Here is a 26,151-nt window from a genome sequence, read left to right as displayed (position 1 = left end):
AAAAACAGTAAGGGGGTGAGCTGCTTATAGGTAGCAGCAGATTTATGAGTAACAATAATAACAACAATTTAGAACAAACAATGCAATTTGATTTGCTAAAGAATAAAGAGGTTTTAACCAAAGCTATTTTAACAGAGGTTTATGATTCTTTAGAGAAGAAAGGATATAATCCAATTAATCAATTAGTAGGGTATTTAATATCAGGAGATCCTACATACATTACTAATTACAACGGAGCTAGGGCTTTAGTTAGAAAACTAGAAAGAGATGAGATTCTAGAAGAAGTATTAAAATCTTATTTAGATATTAAGTAAGAGGTGCCCGTTTATAAGCGGGCACCTTTAATATATTTTATATATAGGTGAAGTTATGAGAATATTAGGATTAGACCTAGGACAGAAGACAATAGGAGTAGCTATATCAGATCCATTAGGATATACAGCACAGGGAATAACAACAATTCGTAGAAAAAACATAGATACAGATGTTGAAGAATTAAAAAAGATATGTAAAGAATATAATGTGGAAAAGATAGTTATTGGATTACCTAAAAATATGGATAATTCAATAGGTTTTGCTGGGGAAAAAGCATTAGCATTTGCAGAAATAGTTAAGCAAGAAGTATGTGAAGAGGTAGACATGTGGGATGAAAGATTAACAACAGTAGCAGCTCACAGAGCCATGTTAGAAGCAGATATGTCTAGAAGTAAAAGAAAAAAAATCGTAGATAAAATAGCAGCTACATATATATTGCAAGGTTATTTAGATAGATTGGCTAATTTGAGATAAATTATATAATACAAAAAAGGAGCGGTAGAATTTGAAGGATATAGAATTCATATATTTATTAAATGAAGAAGGAAAAGAAGAAAAAATGAAAGTTATTACTTTCTTTAAAATAGAAGATTTAAATCAAGAGTATTTGGTAGTAACACCTGCTGGTGTGGAAACAGATGAAGCATATGTGTTAAAATATATAAAAGATGAAGATGGTAATGAAACATACGCTACAATAGAAGATGAAAAAGAATTTGATCTTGTAGCAGAAACATATGAATTATTAATGCAAGAATATGATGAATAATTAAATTAAGTATATAATAAAAGTTTTATATAAATATATAGCGAAAGGAGGTATATTTTAAATGGCAAAGGCAATAGATATAGATTATGATGTATTAAAAGAAGAGCTAAAAAAGAGAGGGTGTAAATTGACACCTCAAAGAAGATCTATTGTAGATACAATAGTTGATAGCGAAGGTAAACATTTAACGGCAGAAGAAATATACGATGAAGTAAAGAAAAGATGTCCGGAGATAGGTTTGGCAACGGTATATAGAACTATTACGTTATTAGAAGAGATTGGGATAGTTAGTAGATTACAACTAAATGATGGATGTAGTAGATATGAAATTGTTCATAGAGATGAAAAACATCGACATCATCATTTGATATGCAATAACTGTAATGAAGTTTTTGAAGTTGAAGACGATTTGTTAGATGATTTAGAAGAGGATATTAAGACTAAATATGGATTCTTAATACTAGATCATTCTGTAAAATTCTATGGATATTGTAAGGCATGTCAAGAAAAAATGAAAGATATAAAAAAATAAAAGGTTTAATATAAAAATATAACCTTTGTTAATAAAGAAGGAGGCTTTTAATGAAGACGGAAAGAGCAAAGGTTAAGATAGTACCTCTTGGAGGCTTAAATGAGATCGGTAAAAATATTACTGCGATAGAATACAAAGACGATATAGTAGTAATAGATTGTGGACTTAAGTTTCCAGATGAGGATATGTTCGGTATAGATGTTGTTATACCAGATATTACTTATCTACTTAAAAATAAAGAAAAGATAAGAGGTATATTTTTAACTCATGGACATGAAGATCATATAGGTGCATTACCATATGTGTTAAAGCAACTTAATGTCCCTATATATGGTACAAAATTAACACTAGGAATAGTAGAAACAAAACTAAGAGAACATAATTTATTATCTAGTACACAATTGATTAGAGTGAAACCTAGAGATATCATAAAACTTAATACAGTATCTGTAGAATTTATAAAGACAAATCACTCTATAGCAGATTCGGTTGCAATAGCAATTCATACTCCACTAGGAGTTGTACTTCATACTGGAGATTTTAAGTTTGATTACACTCCAATTGATGGTGAACTAACTGATTTTGCAAGATTTGCTGAATTGGGTAAAAAAGGTGTTCTTGTAATGATGGCAGATTCAACTAATGTTGAACGTCCTGGATACACAATGTCAGAAAGAGTTGTTGGAGAAAGCTTTAGAAAAGTATTTAGTAAAGCAGAGGGAAGAATAATAGTTGCAACATTTGCATCAAATGTTCATAGAATCCAACAAATAGTTGAAGCAGCAGAATTAAATGGAAGAAAAGTATCTGTATCTGGAAGAAGTATGGAGAATGTAGTTCAAGTTGCTTTGGAACTTGGATATTTAGATGTTAAGGAAGATACGTTAATATCTATAGATCAGATTAATAAGTATCCTAATAATCAAGTGGTTTTAATAACTACAGGAAGTCAAGGAGAACCTATGTCAGCACTAGCAAGAATGGCGGCGTCGGAACATAGAAAGATTAACATAATGGAAGGAGATACAGTTATAATATCTGCTACTCCTATTCCAGGAAATGAAAAATTTGTTTCAAGAGTAATCAATCAATTGTTCCAAAAGGGAGCAGAGGTAGTTTATAGTGCGTTAGCACCAGTGCATGTTTCAGGACACGCATGTCAAGAAGAATTAAAACTTATGCAAACATTAGTAAGACCAAGATTCTTTATACCAGTACATGGAGAATATAGACATCTTAAACATCATGCAGAACTTGCATGTCAAGTAGGATTGCCAGCTAGAAACTTTATTATTCCTGAAAATGGAGATTGTATAGAAGTTACTAGAAATTACATTAAGAAGACTGGCTCAGTTACATCAGGTCAAATATTCGTTGATGGTTTAGGTGTCGGTGATGTTGGACATATTGTATTAAGAGATAGAAAACATTTATCACAAGATGGTATTCTTACAGTAGTTGTTACTATAGATAAGAGTATAGGTAGAGTAGTTGCAGGACCAGATATAATATCTAGAGGATTTGTCTATGTTAGAGAATCTGAAGGATTAATGGAAGGTGCAAAACAAATAGTTAGAGAAGTTTTAAGTGAATGTGAAGAAAATAATATTACAGAATGGTCATCACTTAAGACTAATATAAGAGATGAATTAAGAGAATTTTTATATGAAAAGACTAAGAGAAAGCCTATGATATTACCAATAATAATGGAAATATAATATTGTTATAAGTATAATAATATATTGACTTTTTTATTTAGTCATTATAAAATAAAAAGGACGTAAAATTGGGTACTGATGTATCCAATTTTATTTTGGAAAAAAATATTTATAGGTTTACATTTAATTTTTTTGTTATTAATACTTAAAAGTTATATTTAATAAAACTTTTTAAGATGAACAAAATATAGATAATAAGAGATAGGAAGTTGGAGGATAAAATGGAATTAACTAAAAGAGAAGATATAAGAAATATTGCCATTATAGCACACGTTGACCACGGTAAGACAACTTTAGTTGATGCACTACTTAGACAAAGTAATGTATTTAGATCAAATGAAAAAGTAGAAGAAAGAGTAATGGACTCTAATGATCTAGAAAAAGAAAGAGGAATAACTATTCTTTCTAAAAACACAGCAGTTATGTACAATGGTATAAAAATAAATATTGTTGATACTCCAGGACATGCTGATTTCGGTGGAGAAGTTGAACGTGTACTTAAGATGGTTGACTCGGTATTATTAGTAGTTGACTCTTATGAAGGTCCAATGCCACAAACAAAATTCGTTTTAAAGAAAGCATTAGAATTAGGATTAAAGCCAATAGTTGTAATTAATAAAATAGATAAGCCAGATGCAAGACCTGAAGAAGTAATTGATGAAGTATTTGAATTATTCATTGAATTAGGTGCAAATGATGAACAGTTAGATTTTCCTATTATATATGCATCAGCAAGATCTGGATATGCAAGATATAATGTAGAAGATACTAACGAAGATATGGAACCATTATTTAAGACAATAATAGAACATGTTGCTCCACCAGAAGGATATCTTGATGCACCATTCCAAATGCTTGTAACAACACTAGATTCAAATGCATTCGTAGGAAAAATTGCTATAGGTAAGATTCATAGAGGTAAGGTTAAGAAGAATCAAAATGTTGCATTAGTTAGTATGGATGGAAGTACTAAGAATTATAAAGTAACTAACTTATTTGTATATAATGGGCTTAAGAGAGAAGAAACAAATGAAGCAAGCTTTGGAGATATAGTTGCAATTAGTGGTGTTACAGATGCTAACATAGGAGAAACAATTGCTGATTCAGAAGCACCAGAAGCATTACCATTTGTTCATATAGACGAACCAACATTAAGCATGAATTTTATGGTTAATAATTCACCATTTGCAGGTCAAGAAGGAGAATTTATAACATCTAGACATTTAAGAGATAGATTATTCCAAGAACTAGAAACTAATGTTAGTTTAAGAGTTAGAGAAATTACTCCAGAATGTTTTGAAGTATCAGGAAGAGGAGAACTTCATTTATCAATCTTAATTGAAACAATGAGAAGAGAAGGATATGAATTCCAGGTATCTAAAGCAAATGTTATATTTAAAGAAGAAAATGGTAAGAAATTAGAACCAATGGAATATTTAACTATAGATGTTCCTGAAGAATTTATGGGACCTGTTATGGAGAAACTTGGACCTAGAAAAGGTGAAATGGTTAATATGACATCAGCTGTTAACGGATATTCAAGATTGGAATTTAGAATACCAGCTAGAGGTCTTATAGGATTTAGAAATGAATTCATGACTGACACAAAAGGTAATGGTATAATGAACCATGTATTTGATAGTTATGGACCATATAAGGGAGATATTCCAACAAGAAGTAGAGGATCTATTGTATCGTTTGAAACAGGCGAAGCAATTGCTTATGGTTTATTTAATGCCCAAGAAAGAGGATCACTATTTATTGGACCTGGTACTCCAGTATATCAAGGAATGATAGTTGGTGTATGTGGTAGAGCAGAAGATATAGATATAAATGTATGTAAAGGTAAGAAATTAACTAATACAAGAGCATCTGGTTCTGATGATGCTGTTAAGTTAGTTCCACCAGTTATTATGTCACTAGAAAATGCTCTAGAATTCATTGCTAATGATGAATTAGTGGAAGTTACTCCACAAAACATTAGAATGAGAAAGACTATTTTAGATAGTGGAGAAAGAAAGAAGATAATAAGTAGAAATAAGAAATAATTATTTATACTATTAAGAGTTTTGAGTAAATAGCCTTATATTTAGGCTATTTACTTTGCTATTATGGAGGATTTATGAAGAATAAAAAAATAAAGATAATATGTGCAAGTGTTATATTATGTATTGCTATTGTATGTATAATTTTTTTATGTTATTTCAAAAGTGTTGTAAATAAGCCCCTAAAGGATGATAAAAATGTAACTATAACTGTTAATGAGGGTGATGGTTTTAGTAACATAATAGAACAATTAGATAAAAAAAATAAACTTAGAAATAAGTATATAGTAAAACTAAAGATAAGAATGGATTACAAAAAGATAAGTCTTGTTCCGGGAAGTTATGAAATAAAAAGTAATGTGTCGTTAAGACAACTTATTAAAATATTAGAAACAGAGGATATAAACAAGAATTTGATAAAGGTAACTATTCCAGAAGGATATAATATTGAAGATATGGCTACAGTATTTGAAGATGCAAAGCTTTTTTCAAAAGATGAATTTTTAAAAGCAGTTAAGGAATATAAAGCACCTAGTTATGTGAAAAAAGATTCTAGAAAAAAATATATTCTAGAAGGGTATTTATATCCTAATACATATTATATCAATGAAAAAGAAACACCAGAAGAAGTAATAAAAACAATGATTGATGAGTTTGAGAAGGTAATACACGAAATAGAAAAAGAAGAAGATATAAATATAGATAATGAAAAAATAGAAGATGTAATAATAAAAGCTTCACTTATAGAAAAAGAAGTAAAAGAGACTTCTGAGAAAAGTATAGTATCTTCTGTTATAGATAATAGACTTAAGAAAAACATGAAACTTCAATTTTGCTCAACTGTGAATTATGTAATAGGATATAAAGGTCATGAAGTTTTGACTTATAAAGATATACAAGTAGATTCACCTTATAACACTTATAAATATTCAGGTTTACCTATAGGACCTATTGCAAGTCCTGGAAAGGATTCTATTATTGCAGCATTAAAACCTAAAGATACAGAATATTTGTATTTTGTATTAAGTGAAGATAATAAAACTCATTATTTTTCAAAAACTGAAGAAGAACATAATGCAGCAAAAGAAAAAGCTGAGAAAGCAAGACAATAATGTATATAGCATAGGAGGGTGAAAATAAATGAGTAATATTACTTATGATTATATGGAAGACTATATAAGGGGCCTTATTAATGAGAGGACTGGGACACTTAAGGAAATGGAGACTTTTGCAAGAGCAAATGGAGTTCCTATAGTACAACCGGAGACAGCAAAATTTTTGGAATTTATGGTTACAATGAAAAAACCTAAGAGAATATTAGAACTTGGAACAGCTATTGGATTTTCTGCTATACTTATGTATGAAGCAGCTGGAAATAATCCTGATATAGTTACTGTTGAACGAGATGAGAATATGATTAAACTTGCAAAAGAAAATTTAAAAAGATTTAATCTAACAGATAAAATTATTATAAAAGAAGGCGAATGTTTAGATGTTTTAGAAACATTAGATGAACCTTTTGATTTGATTTTTATGGATGCTGGAAAAGGTCATTATAATCATTTCCTACCTCATTGCTTGAGATTACTAAAAGAAGATGGTGTAATTGTTGCAGATAATGTTTTGTTTAGAGGAATGGTAGCTTCAAAAGAACTAGTTCAGAGAAGAAAAATAACTATAGTAAAGAGAATGAAAAAATATCTAGATATGGTATCTAATGATGATGATTTAGTGACTTCAGTAATTCCAATGGGAGATGGAATAGCTGTTACTACAAGGAGGAATAAATAGTGAATAAAAAAGTAGAAATATTAGCACCAGCTGGTAATTTAGAAAAATTAAAAACTGCAATAGATTTTGGAGCAGATGCTGTATATCTAGGTGGTAGCAAGTTAAATTTAAGAGCTTTTGCAGATAACTTTACTAATGATGAGATAAGACAAGGGGTAGAATATGCACATGCAAGAGGTAGAAAGGTATATGTTACCTTAAATGTTTTCCCACACAATTCTGATTTAGTTGGACTTGAGGATTATCTAAGAGAATTATATGAACTTAATGTAGATGCAATTTTAGCTTCAGATCCATCAGTTATAATAACTTCACTAGAGACAGTTCCTGAACTTGAAGTACATTTAAGTACTCAAGCAAACAATGTAAATTATAAAACAGCACAATACTGGTATAAACAAGGAGTTAAGAGAATAGTTTTAGCTAGAGAGTTATCTCTTAATGAAATAAAAGAAATTCATGATAGGGTACCAGAAGGTTGCGAATTAGAAGCATTTGTACATGGATCTATGTGTATGAGTTATTCTGGAAGATGTCTAATGTCTAACTATATGACAGGAAGAGATGCTAATAGAGGAGCTTGTTCTCAAGCATGTAGATATAAATATTATCTTATGGAAGAAAAAAGACCAGGTGAGTTTTTTGAAGTGATAGAAGATGATAGAGGCTCATATGTTATGAATTCTAAGGATTTATGTCTAATAGAATATATAGATAAAATGATTGAAGCAGGAGTATATTCACTTAAGATAGAAGGAAGAATGAAAAGTGCATATTATGTTGCTGCAGTAGTAAAAGCCTATAGACAGGCAGTAGATGCTTATTTGGAAGATCCAGAAAATTATAAGTTTAATCCAGAATGGATGGATAGCTTAATGAAAGTTAGTCATAGGGATTATCATACAGGATTTTTCTTTGGTAAGACTGGAGAACAAATATATGAGACAGCATCATATATAAGAACTGCAGATATAGTTGGTAGGGTAAAAGAATATGACAAAGATACACAAATTGCAGTTATAGAACAGAGAAATAAATTCTACGACAATGATATTGTAGAAATTCTTAGACCAGAAGGACCTGCATTTAATGTTCAAGTTACTGATATGAGAGAAATGAATGGAACAAAGATTGATGCAGCACCAAGAGCACAAATGTTGTTTACAGTTAAAGTAGACAAAGAATTAAAACCAAATGATTTCATTGTAAAAGCAAAAGAACAATAAGAATAGAATTCGCCTTTTATGTCTAAAATATATAGATATAGGAGGCGATTTTTATTTTAAAAGATAAAAGAAGAATTAAGATAATTTTATATATTTTTTATGGTGTATTGTTTATATTGGCTATTAGATTGTTTAAATTACAAGCATATCCTACAACTGTTGTAACAAGTGAATTTAATGACAATCAATTAGAATCAACAAGTGAATTTAGATATCTTATTTATGATACTAATTGTAATGAATTGTTACAATCAAGTACAGAATATGTAGTGGTATTTAATGTAAGACCCTTTAGTTTAAATAGTTATAAGAAGTCAATAGAGTCTCTAATTGCACTTAATTATATAATGAAAGAAGAAATAAAGGATTTTAATTTTCAATGTGTTATTGAAGGAAGCGGCAAGAGTTATTATAAGATATCAGAAGAAGCATATAATAAGATTAACAAATTAAAAAGTATAAAGGGCATATATACTTATAAGAAAACTACAAAAAAGAATTCTTATTATTGGAATATTGTCAATTACTTAGGAACAATAGAACTTGATAAAGAATATAAAAAAGGATCACTTCAAGAAGTTATAAAACAAACAATATTATATAATAAAATTCCTAAGAGAGAATTTGAGTTAAATAAAGATTCAATATATGAAGATAGAGACATTATAAATACAGATAATAATAAAAATATTAAATTAACATTAGATTATAGATTGCAAGATAGTATAGATAATGTAATTAATTCAGGTAAATTTAATTCGTTAGATAATATTGGAGTAATTCTTATGGAGAGTAAAACTGGCAAAATAAGAGCACTTACAGAAAAAAAAGAAAGCGAAGCTAATATATGTATTGGAGCTGGAGGAATAGGATATGAGCCGGGATCAATATTTAAACTAATAACACTTATTCCAGCATTAGAAGATGGGCTTATAACTATGAATGATGTTTATTATTGTAATGGAAGTGTGTGCAATGATAAAAATGTACATGGGTATATTAATGTTACAGAAGCACTTATTAAATCATGTAATGATACTTTTAGTAAAATAGGTCAGAAAGTAGGATATGATGAATTAATGAGATATTGTGGTGAATTGAATTTGTTTGATAAGGTGCTGAATCTAGAAGATGAAGTAGAAGGTGTTAAACCAAAGGAAGAAGTTGGTTTAAGTAATATTTCTATAGGACAATGCTTAACAGTTACTCCGGTTCAGATGTTAGGTGCAGTTAATTCTATTGTTAACAATGGTGAATATGTAAAACCTTATATAATAGATGGAATTTTAGATAATGAAGGTAATATAATTGAAGAATTTAATACTTATAAAAAACAAGTTTTTTCAAAAATTACTTCTCTTCAGATAAAAAGAGCTATGGAAGATGTTGTTGAAAAAGGAACAGGACAATATGCACAGGTAGAGGGAGTTACTATAGGGGGAAAAACAGGATCAGCAACAAGTGGTAAAGGAAATAGTACTCATGGTTGGTTTATAGGATACTTTGAATTAAATAATATAGAATATACTATGATAGTTTTTGTGCCAGATATGATAGATACTGATGAAGGAATAGAACTAGGTGGAGGTAATACTGCAGCACCTATATTTTCTCAAATAGTAAAAAGTCTAATAAACTAATAAAATTAAAGGAAATGTCATTAAAATGGATATAAAAATCAAGTAAGGTGAATAATATATATTAAGCACTCAAGGGAGGCAAAAAGTGTTATTATTGACTAATTTTCTTGAGATAATATCCAATACTGTCTTTTTAACAGGGTATATAAATGGAAACAATACATTTCCATTACCACTAGAAGAAGAAGAAGAAGAGATGTATCTAAAAAGATTAAAAGAAGGAGACAAGGATGCAAAAGGAATATTAATCGAAAGAAATCTAAGATTAGTTGCACATATAGTAAAAAAATATTCATTTTCATGCAAAGATGTGGATGAATTAATATCTATTGGAACAGTAGGACTTATTAAAGCAATAGATTCTTTTGATTATTCAAAAGGAACTAGACTTGCAACATATGCCTCAAGATGCATAGAAAATGAAATACTTATGCTATTTAGAAATAATAAGAAACAAAAAAGTGAGGTATACCTTCAAGATCCTATAGGAATCGATAGGGAGGGCAATGAAATATGTCTTATTGATATTCTAAGTAGTGATAAGGATTCTGTTATGGAAAAAGTAGAAAACAATATAGAGATAAAATCATTATATAACAAAATGAAAGAAATACTTTCTAGGAGAGAATATAATATTATAATAATGAGATATGGATTAGATAATGGTAGGTGTATGACTCAAAGGGAAATAGCAGGAATATTAAACATTTCTCGTTCTTATGTTTCTAGAATAGAGAAAAAGGCATTAAAAAAATTACAAAAAGCAATGCATTATTATGAATAATATAGTAAAATAAAAACAAGGCTAAGTTTTTCTGTAAAATTAGAGGGATTTAGCTTTGTTTATAGAATTAAACTATTAGGTAAACATATACATTGTGAATAGATGGGGGAAATATAGATGTACTTATTAAATGATTTATTACTTAAAACAATTGAACTTAAAGCATCTGATATTCATTTATCAGTAGGAATACCACCTAAAGTAAGGGTAAATGGTGTATTAACAGCAATAGGAAAAGAAAATTTAACACCACAGCAAACAAAAGATTTTGCTATGGAGATTTTAGGTAGAAGATTTGAGGAATTTAACAAAATAGGAGAATATGATTTATCATATGAAGTTCAAGGAGCAGGTAGATTCAGAGTTAATGTATTTAAACAAAAAGGAACTATAGCGATAGTTATGAGATATTTAACTATTCATATTCCTACTCTTGATGAATTGAAACATCCTAGAATATTTAAAGATTTCTGTAGAAAAAGAAGAGGACTTGTTTTAGTTACAGGACCTACAGGAAGTGGTAAGTCTACAACTCTTGCAGCTATGATTAACGAAATTAATATGTCTAAACCATGTCATATAGTAACATTAGAAGATCCTATAGAATATGTTCATACTCATAATAAAGCTATTGTAAACCAAAGAGAAATTGGAGAAGATACAGATAGTTATGCAAATGCATTAAGAGCAGTATTAAGAGAAGACCCTGATGTTATACTAGTAGGAGAAATGAGAGACTTCGAAACAATTTCTATAGCAATAACAGCAGCAGAAACAGGACACTTAGTTTTTTCTACGTTACACACAATTGGTGCAGATAAAACAATAGATAGAATTATTGACGTGTTCCCACCACATCAACAAGGACAGATTAGAACACAATTAGCAGCGGTTCTTCAAGGAGTTATATCTCAACAATTAGTTGAAACAATAGATGGGAAAGGAAGAGTTGCTGCACTTGAAATAATGGCAATTACACCTGCAATACAAAATCTTATAAGAGAAGGTAAAACATATCAAATAGAATCTTCTGTACAAACTGGTGTTAAGTATGGAATGAGAACTATGGATATGGCACTTGCTGAATTATATAAGAATATGGTTATTTCTCAAGAAAGTGCTATGAATTTTGCAGTTGATAAAGAAATGTTATTAAAACTAATGAATAGATAAAATGATTAATATAAGTTATTTTATGTTCTAAATAATATACTATTATTAAGCATTTTTTATAGAACAAAAAATAGTAAAGATGAATAAATGCTATAAAATCACTAAAGCTTATATAAAATAGCATGTTTTATGTCATCTTTACTATTTTTATTTTTGTACATCTTTAGGAAATTATATTTTGTTTGTAGTTGTGGATAGGTATCTTAGATATAGTATTTAAGTAATGTTAGAGCATACTATATAAAGAGTGAAAAAAGAAAATGGTGCTGTGACAGAACCAAAAAAACAAGTTTTAGAACTTGGCATAAGGTTTTAATAAAATTGATGTCTTCATAAAGTTGCTTTAGCGATTTTTTTATGTTTATAAAAAGTTTACAAGAACAAGTATAAAAATATAAAAAACTTTAATTATTATTATGATTTTTTAATAAAAAGTATGCTATAATATAATATAAAATTAACAAAGTTAATTATAAGGTATGTTGGTATATTGTCTTACTTTTAAGATGATTATGAGGAGGGACTAGAAGGGAAATGCAAGAAATCTTATTATCAACTGTGGATTTTGGTAGTAATAAAATTTCTGCTTCTTTAGGAAAAGGAAAAGAGGATGAATTTGATATCATTGGGACTACTTGTGTAAGTTCTCGTGGTATAAAAAAGGGCCTTATAGAAGACGAGGAATCGTGTCAAGAAGCATTTAAAGAAGTAGTTGAAAAGTTAGCAAAAAAGACGGCTGAAGACATTAAAAATATATATGTTGGAATATCATGTAATAATCTTCGTATAACAGAAGGTACTGGCAAGATTAAGCTAAGTTATGGGAAAATCCGAGGAAAAGACATAAAAAAAGCAATTGGAAGAGCTAAGTCTCAGGTAAATCTATTAGATGGTGAAGAAATAGTTGATGTTACAATAAATTATTACATAGTAGATGAAAAAATAGTTTATGATGATAATGTTGTAGGGTGGATAGGAGAAACTTTTGGCATTAATGTTTCGATTATAATAGGAAAAACTGAAGAACTTCAGAAGTTTAAAGATATTGTTGTGAATTCTGGATATGAATTTAAAGGATTTATTGTAAATGCTTTAGCTTGCAGAAATATCTTTTTACAAGGTAGAAGTTCTATGGGAGTAAAAGTTTTAGTAGATATAGGGGCAGAAACTTCTGACATTGCAATATTTAGAAATGGTGTATTAAAGTACATAGATTATGTTCCGTTAGGTGGAGATAATATTACAAGAGATTTATCAATATGTGCAAAACTTGGAATTAGTGAGGCTGAAAATATAAAGAAAATAATAAGTACTAATTATTATTCGTTGTCTGTAAATAAAGAAGACGAAGATATTATGAATGTTGGTACAAGCAGTATTTCGAAATCACTATTTTATGAAGTTGTAAAAGCTAGATTAGAAGAAATTTTGAGTTATGTTAATAAAACTATAAAAAATACTTCCTTTTGTGAGGGAATGTGTAGTATAATTATTTATGGTAGTGGTATAACTTATTATGAAAATATTTCCGAACTAGTAAAAGATAATATAGATTTTAAGGTGACTATTGCTGATAATAGTTATTTGCAGATGAAAGATTTATCTAATTTATCTTCATTAGCTATGCTTAAGGAAGTGTTTGATAGATTATCTTTAATAAATACAGAAGTGAGTGAAGTACACGCAAAAGATATAATAGATCAAGAAAAAGAGTGTATTGATGAAATAGATTTTGAGGAAGAGAGCAGTGGAGTAATTTCTAAGATTAAAAATTTTTTCCATAAGCTGTTCTAAAGGAGGAGTATAATTTGTTGGATTTTGAAGTTGATGTACAAGAATTAACGAATATAAAAGTAGTAGGTTGCGGTGGCGGAGGTAGTAACGCCGTTAATAGAATGATAGTTGAAGGGTTAAAGAATGTTGAATTTATCGCTATTAATACAGATAAACAAGCTTTAATGTTATCTCATGCTAATCAAAAAATCCAAATAGGAGAGAAGCTTACAAAGGGACTTGGAGCTGGGGCTAATCCTGAAATAGGACAGAAGGCAGCAGAAGAAAGTAGAGAAGAGATAACAGCTGCAATAAAAGGTGCTAATATGGTATTTATTACTGCTGGTATGGGTGGTGGAACTGGTACAGGAGCTGCACCAGTAGTAGCGGAAATAGCTAAATCATTAGATATTTTAACAGTAGGAGTTGTAACTAAGCCATTCCCATTCGAAGGAAAAAGAAGAATGAGACATGCTGAAATGGGTATTGCTAAATTAAAAGAAAAAGTTGATACACTTGTTATAATACCAAATGAAAAATTATTAAGTATGGCTGATAAAAAAACAACTTTATTAGATTCGTTTAAATTAGCAGATGATGTTTTAAGAAGAGGTGTTCAAGCAATATCAGACCTTATCACAATTCCTGGAGTTGTCAATGCGGATTTTGCTGATATAAAAGCAGTAATGTTAGATAAAGGTTTAGCACATATGGGAGTTGGATATGGTAAAGGAGAAAATAGAGCTTCTGATGCAGTAAAAGAAGCAATATCATCACCTTTATTAGAAACATCTATAGATGGAGCTACAGGTGTTATATTAAACTTTACAGGTGGAGCAGATTTAGGTGCTTTAGAGGTTTATGAAGCAGCAGATGTTGTTAGAGAATCAGCTGATCCAGATGCTAATATTATATTTGGTGCTGTTATTGATGAAACATTAAATGATGAAATAAGAATAACAGTTATTGCTACAGGTTTTGAAGCAGAAGGAGAACAAGGTGCTGAAAAAGTTGAAGAAGTTAAGAATACAATATCTACACAAATAAAAGAAGAAATAGCTTCAACTACTGCAAAGGCAGAAGAACCAGTAAAAGCAGAAGTACCAGTTGAAGAAACTAAATCATTTGATGACGAGGATGATGATTTAGATATTCCGGTATTTTTAAGAAGAAGAAAAAAATAATTAAGATATTTTAGTAGTTAGAGATAGAGCTAGGTGATTATCACCTAGCTCTATTTGCGTTTATATGAAATAAAGAGTCACTCTTCTTTTAAAGAATTATTATAAATTCTAAGATAAAAGATTTATTTAGCCAAATAAAATGTAAAAAATTAACAAAAAATAACTAATAAAAAATAGATATTCTTCTTATTAAATGACAAAAATTACCATTAAAATAAGGTATAATATTTCTGTGCTAAGGTACAAGGAGGATGTATGAAGATATATCTAGATGTAATTTTTTTGGAGAATTTCATTATTGATATTGTTTTGATAAATTTAACAAATAAAATAATGAAATTAAATGCAAATAACAAGAGGATTATTTGTTCAGCTGTTATAGGAGGGCTATATTCTATTATCTTTTATATTCCTAGATTAAAACTATTGGTAAAATTACCTTTTGTAATTTTAATGGCATGTTTTATTATAGCTATTTCTATTAATTTTATATCAATAAAAATAGTTATAAAGGCAACTAGTATATTTATTGGATTGTCTATTATGTTAACTGGAATATGTTTGTTTATTATCATTATTAGTAATAGAAGTGAAAATGTTTTATTGCTTGGCAGTAATACTGCTAAGAATATAGCAACATCTCTTTTGGGGTTATTTTGTATAAGTGTAAGAGTGTGTGACTATATAAAAGAAAGAGCATTAGTGAGTAATTTTATATTTCAAATTAAACTATATATTGATAATAAACAGTATTTAATCAAGGCGTTTTTAGATACAGGTAATGAATTGAGAGAGCCAATAACTAATCTTCCTTGTATCTTGGTAGAGAAGGAATTAATAGGTGATATAGAAGTAGGAAAAGATGAAGTTTATTTTATTCCTTATAGTGCAGTTGGTATTAAGGGTAAATTAGAAGGTATTAAAGTTCAGAAGGTTATGATCAGACAAGGAAATGATAAATGGAGAGAAATAAAAGCAATTATCTGTTTATGTGATGAGAAGTTTAGTGAAAATGGAGACTTTAATGCATTATTATCTAGGGGAATAATTTAGGAGGCAGAAATATGAATGTAGATATGTATCTAAATAGAATATTAGCAAGGATAAGGGTGACTCCTGCTAAAAGAATTCATTATGTTGGAGGGAGTGAAGCACTTCCTGCACCATTAAGTAAGGAAGAAGAAGAAGAGCTTGTATTAAAGTTAATGAACGGCGATGAAAGTATAAGAAATACACTAATAGAAAGAAATTTAAGGTTAGTAGTTTATATAGCAAGAAAGTTTGAAAATACAGGTGTTAATATAGAAGATCTAATATCAGTAGGTACTATTGGATTAATCAAAGCAGTGAATACATTTAATCCTGAGAAAAAAATAAAATTAGCTACTTATGCATCAAGATGCATAGAAAATGAAATATTAATGTATTTAAGGAGAAATAGTAAAGTAAAAGCTGAAATTTCTTTTTATGAGCCACTAAATATTGATTGGGATGGTAATGAATTATTGTTATCAGATATATTGGGAACTGAAAATGATATAGTTTATAATCTTATTGAAGATGAAGTGGACAAGGAGTTGTTATTTACTGCTTTAAAAAATTTAAATGATAGGGAAAAAGAAATAGTACAATTAAGATTTGGATTAAATGGCAAGAATGAAAAAACTCAAAAAGAAGTTGCTGATATGTTAGGAATATCTCAATCATATATTTCTAGGTTAGAAAAAAAGATAATATGTAGATTGAAAAAAGAAATAAGCCGTATGATATAAGGGAAATGCAATAAAAAACAGGTAAAGATCCCTAAATGCTATAAATTTGTTAAGGTTCACAACTATAGCGTTTATAAAGGGAGCTTTACCGTTTTTTACAATGCTATTTTTTTTAATCTATTTTTGCGTATAAATTTTAATACTATCGGGAATAATTATAAATACATGATGTGTAATAGCTTTTGAAAGGATTGATGTTCTTGATAGTTAATAAAGTAGAAATATGCGGAGTTAATACAGCTAAATTATCAGTTTTAAAGGAGAAGGAAAAGAAAGAATTATTACTAAAGATAAGAAGTGGTGATAATGAGGCTAGAGAAACATTTATAAAAGGCAACTTAAAGTTAGTACTTAGCGTGATTCAGAGATTTAATAATAGAGGCGAGAATGTTGATGATTTATTTCAAGTAGGATGTATAGGCCTTATGAAAGCTATAGACAATTTTGATTTGTCTCAGAATGTTAAGTTTTCTACATATGCAGTACCTATGATTATAGGAGAAATTAGACGATATCTAAGAGATAATAATTCTATTAGAGTTAGTAGATCGTTAAGGGATATAGCTTATAAGGCACTTTTAGTGAGGGATAAATATTTAAAAGATTCTAATAAAGAACCTACTATATCTCAGATATCTAGAGAATTAAATATTCCAAGAGAAGATGTAGTATTTGCTTTAGATGCTATTCAAGATCCAGTTTCGTTATATGAACCTATATATCATGATGGTGGAGATGCTATATTTGTTATGGATCAAGTAAGTGATAATAAGAATACGGATGAGAATTGGCTTCAAAACATATCAGTTAAAGAAGCTATTAAGAAACTTTCTGATAGAGAAAAAGTAATATTGAATCTTAGATTCTTTAATGGAAGAACTCAGATGGAAGTGGCTCAAGAAATAGGTATATCACAAGCTCAAGTTTCTAGATTAGAGAAAACAGCATTAAAGCATATGAAAAAGTATGTTTGACTATGCATATATTGCATAGTCTTTTTTTAACGTCTAGGAAAGTATATATTTTTTTTAATATCATATAGTATATTAAAATATAAAAAAGGAGAATTGATATGGAAGAATTATTATATTCAATAAATTCTATGAGGACAATGGATGTAATAGATATTAATAATGGAGCAAGACTTGGAAATATAAAAGATATAAGAATAGATTATGAAAATAGTAAAATAATATCATTGTTAGTTGAGGAATTAGGGGAAGGGTGGTTTTCAAAAAAAGAAGAAATTGAAATAAAATGGAGAGACATAGTTAAGATAGGTGTAGATGTTATTTTAGTTAATTTAATTAATGAAGTTAAAGAGAATGGAGAAATAACCTAGTAAAAAAATAATAATATATGTATAATAATAATAGAAAAGTATGAAGATGAAAGGTAGGGTATATATTATGAAATGTCCCTTTTGCTCATATGCAGAAAGTAAAGTGGTTGATTCAAGATCAACAGATGAAAATACTACTATAAGAAGGCGAAGAGAATGTGGTAAGTGTGGTAAAAGATATACTACATATGAGAAGATAGAAGATATTCCTATTCTAGTAGTTAAAAAAGATAATACTAGAGAAAACTTTAATAAGGAAAAGATAATAAATGGTTTAATTATTGCATGTCAAAAAAGACCTGTATCAAGAAAACAAATTGAAGATCTGGCTTTAGAAGTTGAAAAACATATATCTAATAAAATGCTAACAGAAGTACAATCGGAATATATAGGAGAGATTGTTATGGAAAAACTTAAGGATTTAGATGAAATTTCTTATGTTAGATTTGCATCTGTATATAGACAATTTAAAGATATAAATACATTTCTAGAAGAAATAAAATCATTAATGACTAATAAACATGGAGAAGAAAAATGATAAGAATAAATGCTGAAAATATAAAATTAAGTGATGGTTATGTAAACTTAAAAAACAATGATTATAATATTATTTTTTCTACAGCTGAAAATAATAAAAATTTTAATAGACATACTGAAGAGGGAACTAAAACATTAAATAGTCTTACTGATGAGTTTGATTTAGAAAATGTTATTTATGTAAGACAAGTTCATGGAGATAGGATAGTTAAATATAGTAATCAAAACAAAGATGATTTTATAGAAGAAGAAGCAGACGCAATTATAACAAATGTAAAAGATATTGCTATAGGGGTATTTACTGCAGATTGTGTGCCAATAATAATTATAGATAAAAAAAGAAAAGCTATGGCTGCAATTCATAGTGGTTGGAAAGGAACTTTTCTATCAATAACTAAAAAAACAATAAAAAAATTAGAAAGTGAATATGGCAGTAAACCTGAAGATTTAGTGGCTTATATAGGACCACATATAAGACAATGTTGTTATGAAGTTTCTAATGAATTAAAAGAAAAATTTATAAATGAAAAGAAAATTGACATGGAAAAATTATTTAGAGGACGAAATTTATCTATGGAAGAGTGCATATTAAAAGATTTAAGAGAATGTGGAGTAGGTGAAGATAATATATATTCTGTTAATTTGTGTACTTATTGCTGTGAGGATATAAAACTACATTCATATAGAAAAAGCAATGGAGATTACAGCAGAATGTTTTCGTTTGTAATATTAAAGTAGGGGTGTAATGTAATGCAAAAGCAAAAGATATTAATTGTAGATGATGAAGAACATATAAGAGAATTACTGAAATTTAATTTGAATAATTCGGGGTATGATACAATACTTGCAAGTAATGGAGTTGAAGCATTAAAATATGCAAAAGATGAAAAACCCGATCTAGTATTATTAGATATAATGATACCAGAAATGGATGGTATTGAGGTGTGTAAAAATATAAGAGCAGAGAAGACATTAGTTAATACATCAATAATAATGCTAACTGCAAAAAGTGAAGAGTTAGATAAGATATTAGGTTTAGAATTAGGTGCAGATGATTACATTACCAAACCATTTTCTATAAGAGAATTACTTGCTCGAGTAAAAGCAGTTCTTCGTAGGAATAATATTTCTGTTTCAAATAGAGATGAAAGTAATGTAGAGGAATTTGGAGAACTTAAGATAGACTTTGAAAGACATGAAGTAATGGTGGATGATAAACTTGTTAATATGACACTTAAGGAGTTTGAATTACTAGAAATACTAGTAAGGAATAAAGGTAAAATACTTAAAAGAGAAACTTTATTAGATAAGGTTTGGGGATATGAATATATAGGTGAAACTAGAACTGTTGATGTACATATTAGATATATTAGAAAGAAAATAGAGAAAGATGATAAAAATCCAAGATATATAGAAACTGTAAGAGGAGTAGGATATAGGTTTAATCCTAATGTATAAGCAATGAAGAAAAAAATAGTATTAATTGTTTTAGTTATAGTATCTTTTGCAGTTGTAGTTATATCATCTTTCTTTGCAATATTCTCTAGTTTAAGGGAATATGAAAGTCAACAGAACAATTTAAAAAATTATTTAAATATAATAGAAACAGAAGGAATAAATAATAACATTAATAATCTCAATATAAAGATAGAAGAAGAAAAAATAATATGCACTTATATGAATTATGATGGAGATATTATATACGAAAACACAAATTTTAGTAAAACTAACCAAGGCAATAAGGAAGAAATAAAAGATGCAAAATCTAAGAAGGAAGCTTTTGCAGTAAGATATAGTAAAAGAAATCATAAAAAATATATATATTATGCTAAGATTATGGATGATAATAATATTTTAAGGGTTGCAGTTCCTTATAAAGAAACATCAATAATTAATTCGCAAAATATATACATATATATATTACTAATATTATTAGTAATTGCTGGATCAACAGGTATATCTATGAGAATAATTCATTCAGTGGTAGAACCTCTTAATCAATTAGAAGCAGCAGCGAAGAGAATATCTAATGGAGATTTAAATATAAGAGTTAATATAAAATCTAAAGATGAGATAGGTATTTTAAGTGAAAATTATAATAACATGGCAGATCAACTTGAAAGTAAAATAAATGAAGTTATAGATAAACAAAATAGGTTAGAATCTATAATAAGTAGTATGCAAAGTGGTGTTATAGCAGTAACAGAAGACAATAAAATAATAACCATAAATCCATATGCAAAAGTAATATTTGGAATCAAGCAAGTTCAAGTAGGAGATGAACTTAGTTCTTATATAAATGATAAGGATATATATAACTTTTTAAATGATGAAGAAGAACTTCAAAGAGAAATGAAGATAAGTATGCCTATGGAAAGAGAGCTTAAGATAAAGAAAACATTTTTACATGGAGCTAATGGTATTGGAAAAGTAATTGCTATAACAGACATATCAGATATAAGGAGACTTGAAAATATAAGAAGTCAGTTTGTTGCAAATGTTACTCATGAGTTAAAAACTCCATTAACTTCTATAAAAGGATTTACAGAAACACTAAAATATGTAGATGATTCTGAAACTAGAGAAAAGTTTTTAGATATAATAGATAAAGAAACTGAGAGATTAACTAGATTAATAAATGACATATTAGTGTTATCTAAGTTAGAAAGTAGTGCAATGGGAGATATGGAGGAATTCCAACCAGGACCTGTTATAGAAGAAGTGAAGCATATGGTTGAAAGTGAAGCAAATAAAAAAGACATATCAGTAAATATACATAATGATTATATAGAAGATATAACATTAAATAGAGATAAATTCTTGCAACTAGTTCTTAATTTGGTAGAAAATGCAGTGAAATATTCTGAGGAGAATGCTTCTATTACTATTAATAGTTACAAAAACAATAATAAATATGTATTGGAAGTTGAAGATACAGGAATAGGTATTCCAGAAGAAGATATTCCTAGAATATTTGAAAGGTTTTATAGAGTTGATAAATCTAGAAAAGGAAGTAGTACAGGACTAGGACTTGCAATAGTGAAACATATAGTCAAGTCATACAATGGAAATATATTTGTGGAAAGTAAATTGGGAAAGGGAACCAAATTTACTGTAGAGTTTAACATTTAATATATTTTTAACAAGTTAACATTGAAAATATACTTAATTCAAGTTATTATTAAAAGAGAATGTTTACAAATTGAAATGATAAAGGTGGGATTGCTATAATGAAAAAATATTCAATAGGTGTAGATATCGGTGGAACAACAGTAAAATTAGGAGTATTTACAGTAGAAGGTACTTTACTAGATAAATGGGAAATAGAAACTAGAAAACAAGAAGACGGAAGATATATATTAGGAGATATAACTGAAGCTATAAATAATAAGCTTAAGGATATGAATATATCAAAAGAAGAAGTTACTGGAGTAGGGGTAGGAGTGCCTGGCCCAGTAAAAGATGATGGAACAGTAGTAAAATGTGTTAATTTAGGTTGGGGAATTTTTAATGTTGAAAATGAACTAGGAAAACTTTTAGGATTAAAAGTACAAGCAGCTAATGATGCTAATATTGCTGCATTAGGAGAAATGTGGCAAGGTGGTGGTAAAGGTCACCAAGATATAGTTATGGTTACACTAGGAACAGGTGTAGGCGGTGGAGTTATAGTTAATGGAAAGATATTAAGTGGTAACTTCGGCGCAGGTGGAGAAATAGGCCATATAAAAGTTAAAGATGATGAAGTTAATACTTGTGGATGTGGTAAAAAAGGATGCCTTGAACAATATTGTTCTGCTACAGGAATTGTTTCAGAAGCAAAGAGACATCTTGAAGCTTCTAATAAAACATCTTCATTAAGAGTTATAGGAGTTATAACTGCAAAAGATGTATTTGATGCAGCTAGAAATGGAGATGAACTAGCTTTAGAAATAGTTGAAGAATTCGGACAAAGATTAGGTAATGCTCTTGCAATTATTTCTTGTGTATGTGATCCAGAAGCATATGTAATAGGTGGAGGAGTTTCTAGAGCAGGGGATATTTTATTAGATGTAGTTAAGAAATATTATGTTCAAAATGCTTTCCATGCATCAAGAGGAACTGAGTTTACACTTGCTAAGTTAGGTAATGATGCAGGTATATATGGAGGAGCAAAATTAGCTCAAGAAATATAATTTTGCATATTACTCTAATTTGTAAACAAAATTGATGACTTCGCATAAGGAATTTAACGATTTTGTTTTAATAATAAAAAGATGGCAGATAGATATGCCATCTTTTTAACGTTCATAAAAATATAGGTAAAAGTATTATAATATTTAGATAAACATTATTAAGTTGATTTTGTAAAAAAATTTATGTATAAAAGAAGGGGTTTTATGTTAAGACTAATAAGTAAAGATGATGTAGTGCAATTTCAATGTGATGATTGTTATTCATGTAATAGTAAGTTTGGGAGAAGCTTGTGTAAAGTTAAAAATAGAGGGTGCTGTCATTATTATCCAAAGTATAATTTGTTTGATATTCAGAGACTTCTTAGAACTAAAGAAGGAGAAGAAGTATTAGATAGAATAATTAATCTTCCTAATGTAAAAATATATAACTACTATATACATGCTATAGGATATTTTGAAGAAGAGTCATATAAGGATTATATATTGTCAGAAGAAGGTAGATTAGATACAGAAGAAGATAAAACTATATATTTTAGAGCATGTCCCTTTGTTATATCAGGTAAAGGATGTTCTATAAAACCTCAATTTAGAAGTTATGTATGCAATTTCTTTATATGTAATGAAATAAAGGAAAGATTTAAAAATAAAAATGAATATAACGAGCTATTAAAAAAACGAGATGAATATATAAGATGGCTAGATTATGAAAATACATCTCTAGAATATTTTTTGATTGAAAAAAAATTGGATTTAGTTAATAATTATAAAGAGGTAATTAATGAATTGAAAAAAATACCTGTAGATGATTATGTTATTGAAGATAATGATTTGGTAATAGAATAATAATTTGAGTTGACTAAGAATTATTAATAATGTAAGATAGCATAAGATGGATAATATATAAATGCACATAACAAGGAGGGAAAGATAAATGGCAAAACCAATAGTTGCTATGGTTGGAAGACCTAACGTAGGTAAGTCAACATTGTTTAATAAAATAGCTGGAAAAAGGATATCTATAGTTGAAGACACACCAGGTGTTACTAGAGATAGAGTATATGCTGAAGCAGAATGGCTTAACTATAATTTTACTATGATAGATACAGGTGGTATAGAACCTGAGAGAGAGGATATTATAGTAAAACAAATGAGAAGACAGGCTAATATTGCAATTGAAACAGCAGATGTTATTGTATTTATAGTTGATGGAAAAGAAGGAATTACTTCAGCGGATGAAGAAGTAGCAAATATGTTAAGAAAATCTAAAAAGCCAATAGTATTAGCTGTTAATAAAATAGATAATTTAAAAGATGAAGATAATATATATGAATTCTATAATCTTGGAATAGGTGACCCTGTTTCTATATCTGCTAGTCAAGGAAAAGGACTTGGAGATATGCTAGATATGGTTGTAGCGCATTTTGATCCAGTAGATCCAGATGCTGAAGATGATGAATTCATTAGAATAGCAGTTTTAGGTAAACCTAATGTAGGTAAGTCATCTTTGATTAATAGACTTTTAGGTGAAGAGAGAGTAATTGTTTCAGATGTTGCAGGAACAACTAGAGATGCTATAGATAGTACTCTAGAAACAGAACAAGGTAAATTTATACTTATAGATACAGCTGGACTTAGAAGAAAGAGTAAAGTAAAAGAAGAAATCGAGAGATATAGTGTTGTTAGAACTCTTGCAGCAATTGAAAGAGCAGATGTATGCATCCTTATGATTGATGCAACAGAAGGTATAACAGAGCAAGATGAGAAAATAGTTGGTTATGCTCATGAGAAGAAAAAGGCAATAATAGTCATTGTGAATAAGTGGGATTTAATAGAGAAAGAAACTAAAACAATGGATAACTTTAAGAAAGATCTACAAGCACAACTTAAATTCTTATCTTATGCAGAGTATTTGTTTATATCTGCAAAAACAGGACAGAGAACTCATAAAGTGCTAGAACTTGCAAAGAAATGCTATGACAATTACAATAAGAGAATTGCAACTGGTGTGCTTAATGAAGTAATAGATAAAGCGATTCTTATGAAGGAACCACCAATAGTAGGAATAAAGAGATTAAAGATTTATTATGCTACTCAAGTTGCTACTAAGCCACCTAAGTTTATTTTCTTTGTTAATGATATGACCGCAAGACATTTTTCTTATGAAAGATATTTAGAGAATCAAATAAGAGAAAGCTTTGATTTTAAGGGAACTGGTATTGAAATTGAATATAGAGAGAGGAAGGATGATTAATGAGCAAGATTGCTTTTGTTGGAGGAGGTAGTTTTGGAACTTCTTTGGCTGTACTTTTATCAAAAAAAGGTGAAGAGGTAGCTATTTTTGATAAAGATAAAAACGTTGTTAATGATATAAAGAATAATCATAAAAACAGTAAGTATTTGCCGGATTTAGATATTCCAAGTGATATAAGTGCTACAGATAAAATATCTGATGCAATAATAGGTGCTGATTATATAGTAATTGCAGTTCCTTCTCATGTTGTTAGAACTGTTGCTAAGCAGATAAAGGAAGTTATAGAAGATGATAGCGTAACTGTTATTTGTATTGCAAAAGGAATTGAAGAAGGTTCAGATGAGAGATTATCTGTAGTTTTAGGAGAAGAGTTAAAGAATCCTATAGTTATGTTATCAGGACCAAGCCATGCAGAAGAAATTGCACAAAACATACCTACAACAATAGTATCAACTTCATTAAACATGGATAAAGCAAGAGAAGTTCAAGATTTATTTATGACAGAAACTTTTAGAGTATACACTAATGATGACATTATTGGTGTAGAAATAGGAGGAGCTGTTAAGAATATTATTGCATTGGCAGCTGGAATCGTAGATGGTGTAGGCTATGGAGATAATACTAAAGCAGCATTAATGACTAGAGGAATGAAAGAAATAGCTACAATAGGAACTGCTTTAGGAGGCAAGAAAGAAACTTTTTATGGTTTAACTGGTATGGGAGATTTAATAGTTACATGTACATCTATGCATTCTAGAAATAGAAGAGCTGGTATTCTTATAGGAAAAGGTGAGAGTGCCGATGAAGCTATGAAAGAAGTAGGAATGGTTGTTGAAGGGATAAAAGCATGTAAAGCCTTTTATGAATTAAGTAAAAAAATGAATATAGAAATGCCTATAACTGAAGCTATATATAGAGCTGTTTTTGAAGGAAAAGATGCAATAAAATCCATAGGAGAGTTAATGTCAAGAGATAAAAAAGCTGAAGATTAAAATATATCTTATTAGAAAGGGGCTGTGAAAAAATGAGAAATCATTTTTTCACAACCCCTTTTCAATTATATTTTATAAATAATTTTCACAAAGATAATAAAAAATGAGATAATTGCCCCTTTCCCCAAAAAGTAT

The 26,151-nt window shown here is 28.8% G+C and carries 26 protein-coding genes; all 26 read left to right on the top strand.

Going from position 1 to position 26,151, the window contains the following annotated elements; all coding sequences use genetic code 11:
- Positions 1-44: 44 nt before the first annotated feature.
- The 26 genes from KQI77_RS06435 (at position 45) to KQI77_RS06310 (ending at position 26,016) form a co-directional block, all read left to right on the top strand.
- Entirely contained in the window at positions 45-314 is a 270-nt protein-coding gene (locus KQI77_RS06435) for an IreB family regulatory phosphoprotein (protein WP_216389540.1), read from the top strand.
- A 55-nt stretch (positions 315-369) separates the two neighbouring features.
- Entirely contained in the window at positions 370-789 is a 420-nt protein-coding gene (ruvX, locus tag KQI77_RS06430; RefSeq protein WP_216389539.1) for a Holliday junction resolvase RuvX, read from the top strand.
- A gap of 31 nt (positions 790-820) precedes the next feature.
- Positions 821-1,084, top strand: a complete 264-nt coding sequence (locus tag KQI77_RS06425) for a DUF1292 domain-containing protein (RefSeq protein ID WP_253289369.1) — start codon at positions 821-823, stop codon at positions 1,082-1,084.
- Positions 1,085-1,145: 61 nt separating this feature from the next.
- A complete protein-coding gene (locus KQI77_RS06420) occupies positions 1,146-1,616 on the top strand; it encodes a Fur family transcriptional regulator (RefSeq protein WP_216389538.1) in 471 nt (156 codons plus the stop codon).
- A 50-nt stretch (positions 1,617-1,666) separates the two neighbouring features.
- Positions 1,667-3,334: a ribonuclease J gene (locus tag KQI77_RS06415; RefSeq protein WP_216389531.1), complete on the top strand. Its 1,668-nt coding sequence runs from the start codon at positions 1,667-1,669 to the stop codon at positions 3,332-3,334.
- Positions 3,335-3,555: 221 nt separating this feature from the next.
- Positions 3,556-5,382, top strand: a complete 1,827-nt coding sequence (typA, locus tag KQI77_RS06410; protein ID WP_216389529.1) for a translational GTPase TypA — start codon at positions 3,556-3,558, stop codon at positions 5,380-5,382.
- A 74-nt stretch (positions 5,383-5,456) separates the two neighbouring features.
- Positions 5,457-6,491, top strand: a complete 1,035-nt coding sequence (gene mltG / locus KQI77_RS06405) for an endolytic transglycosylase MltG (protein ID WP_216389522.1) — start codon at positions 5,457-5,459, stop codon at positions 6,489-6,491.
- A 28-nt stretch (positions 6,492-6,519) separates the two neighbouring features.
- Entirely contained in the window at positions 6,520-7,170 is a 651-nt protein-coding gene (locus KQI77_RS06400; protein WP_216389516.1) for an O-methyltransferase, read from the top strand.
- Positions 7,167-8,396, top strand: a complete 1,230-nt coding sequence (locus KQI77_RS06395; RefSeq protein ID WP_216389552.1) for a U32 family peptidase — start codon at positions 7,167-7,169, stop codon at positions 8,394-8,396. Before KQI77_RS06400 ends, KQI77_RS06395 begins: the two co-directional genes overlap by 4 nt.
- A 116-nt stretch (positions 8,397-8,512) precedes the next feature.
- Complete coding sequence (locus KQI77_RS06390) at positions 8,513-10,036, top strand: penicillin-binding protein 2 (protein WP_253289368.1); 1,524 nt, start codon at positions 8,513-8,515, stop codon at positions 10,034-10,036.
- An 85-nt stretch (positions 10,037-10,121) separates the two neighbouring features.
- Positions 10,122-10,820, top strand: coding sequence for an RNA polymerase sporulation sigma factor SigK (gene sigK, locus KQI77_RS06385; RefSeq protein ID WP_216389514.1), 699 nt, complete (start codon positions 10,122-10,124; stop codon positions 10,818-10,820).
- Positions 10,821-10,937: 117 nt separating this feature from the next.
- Entirely contained in the window at positions 10,938-11,993 is a 1,056-nt protein-coding gene (locus KQI77_RS06380) for a type IV pilus twitching motility protein PilT (protein WP_216389512.1), read from the top strand.
- A 534-nt stretch (positions 11,994-12,527) separates the two neighbouring features.
- Entirely contained in the window at positions 12,528-13,787 is a 1,260-nt protein-coding gene (locus KQI77_RS06375; protein WP_216389510.1) for a cell division FtsA domain-containing protein, read from the top strand.
- Positions 13,788-13,801: 14 nt separating this feature from the next.
- Entirely contained in the window at positions 13,802-14,950 is a 1,149-nt protein-coding gene (gene ftsZ, locus KQI77_RS06370) for a cell division protein FtsZ (protein WP_216389505.1), read from the top strand.
- Between the two features lie 255 nt (positions 14,951-15,205).
- Positions 15,206-16,003: a sigma-E processing peptidase SpoIIGA gene (locus tag KQI77_RS06365; protein ID WP_216389500.1), complete on the top strand. Its 798-nt coding sequence runs from the start codon at positions 15,206-15,208 to the stop codon at positions 16,001-16,003.
- 11 nt (positions 16,004-16,014) lie between these two features.
- On the top strand, positions 16,015-16,722 hold the full coding sequence (gene sigE, locus KQI77_RS06360; protein WP_216389497.1) for an RNA polymerase sporulation sigma factor SigE: 708 nt from the start codon (positions 16,015-16,017) through the stop codon (positions 16,720-16,722).
- 200 nt (positions 16,723-16,922) lie between these two features.
- Positions 16,923-17,696, top strand: coding sequence for an RNA polymerase sporulation sigma factor SigG (sigG, locus tag KQI77_RS06355; RefSeq protein WP_216389495.1), 774 nt, complete (start codon positions 16,923-16,925; stop codon positions 17,694-17,696).
- A 98-nt stretch (positions 17,697-17,794) separates the two neighbouring features.
- Positions 17,795-18,064: a YlmC/YmxH family sporulation protein gene (locus KQI77_RS06350; RefSeq protein WP_216389493.1), complete on the top strand. Its 270-nt coding sequence runs from the start codon at positions 17,795-17,797 to the stop codon at positions 18,062-18,064.
- Between the two features lie 67 nt (positions 18,065-18,131).
- On the top strand, positions 18,132-18,602 hold the full coding sequence (nrdR, locus tag KQI77_RS06345; protein ID WP_216389491.1) for a transcriptional regulator NrdR: 471 nt from the start codon (positions 18,132-18,134) through the stop codon (positions 18,600-18,602).
- Positions 18,599-19,339: a peptidoglycan editing factor PgeF gene (gene pgeF / locus KQI77_RS06340; protein WP_216389466.1), complete on the top strand. Its 741-nt coding sequence runs from the start codon at positions 18,599-18,601 to the stop codon at positions 19,337-19,339. Before nrdR ends, pgeF begins: the two co-directional genes overlap by 4 nt.
- A 12-nt stretch (positions 19,340-19,351) precedes the next feature.
- On the top strand, positions 19,352-20,059 hold the full coding sequence (locus tag KQI77_RS06335) for a response regulator transcription factor (RefSeq protein ID WP_216389455.1): 708 nt from the start codon (positions 19,352-19,354) through the stop codon (positions 20,057-20,059).
- A gap of 3 nt (positions 20,060-20,062) precedes the next feature.
- A complete protein-coding gene (locus KQI77_RS06330; protein ID WP_216389453.1) occupies positions 20,063-21,733 on the top strand; it encodes a PAS domain-containing sensor histidine kinase in 1,671 nt (556 codons plus the stop codon).
- 98 nt (positions 21,734-21,831) lie between these two features.
- Entirely contained in the window at positions 21,832-22,773 is a 942-nt protein-coding gene (locus KQI77_RS06325; RefSeq protein ID WP_216389452.1) for an ROK family glucokinase, read from the top strand.
- A gap of 204 nt (positions 22,774-22,977) precedes the next feature.
- Positions 22,978-23,616, top strand: coding sequence for a hypothetical protein (locus KQI77_RS06320; protein WP_216389451.1), 639 nt, complete (start codon positions 22,978-22,980; stop codon positions 23,614-23,616).
- 88 nt (positions 23,617-23,704) lie between these two features.
- A complete protein-coding gene (gene der / locus KQI77_RS06315; protein ID WP_216389449.1) occupies positions 23,705-25,024 on the top strand; it encodes a ribosome biogenesis GTPase Der in 1,320 nt (439 codons plus the stop codon).
- Complete coding sequence (locus KQI77_RS06310) at positions 25,024-26,016, top strand: NAD(P)H-dependent glycerol-3-phosphate dehydrogenase (protein ID WP_216389441.1); 993 nt, start codon at positions 25,024-25,026, stop codon at positions 26,014-26,016. Before der ends, KQI77_RS06310 begins: the two co-directional genes overlap by 1 nt.
- Positions 26,017-26,151: the final 135 nt, after the last annotated feature.

This window comes from Clostridium sp. MSJ-8 (genome assembly GCF_018918325.1).
In the GTDB taxonomy this organism is placed as follows: Bacteria; Bacillota; Clostridia; order Clostridiales; family Clostridiaceae; genus Clostridium.
This window is presented reverse-complemented; position numbering and strand designations above follow the sequence as displayed.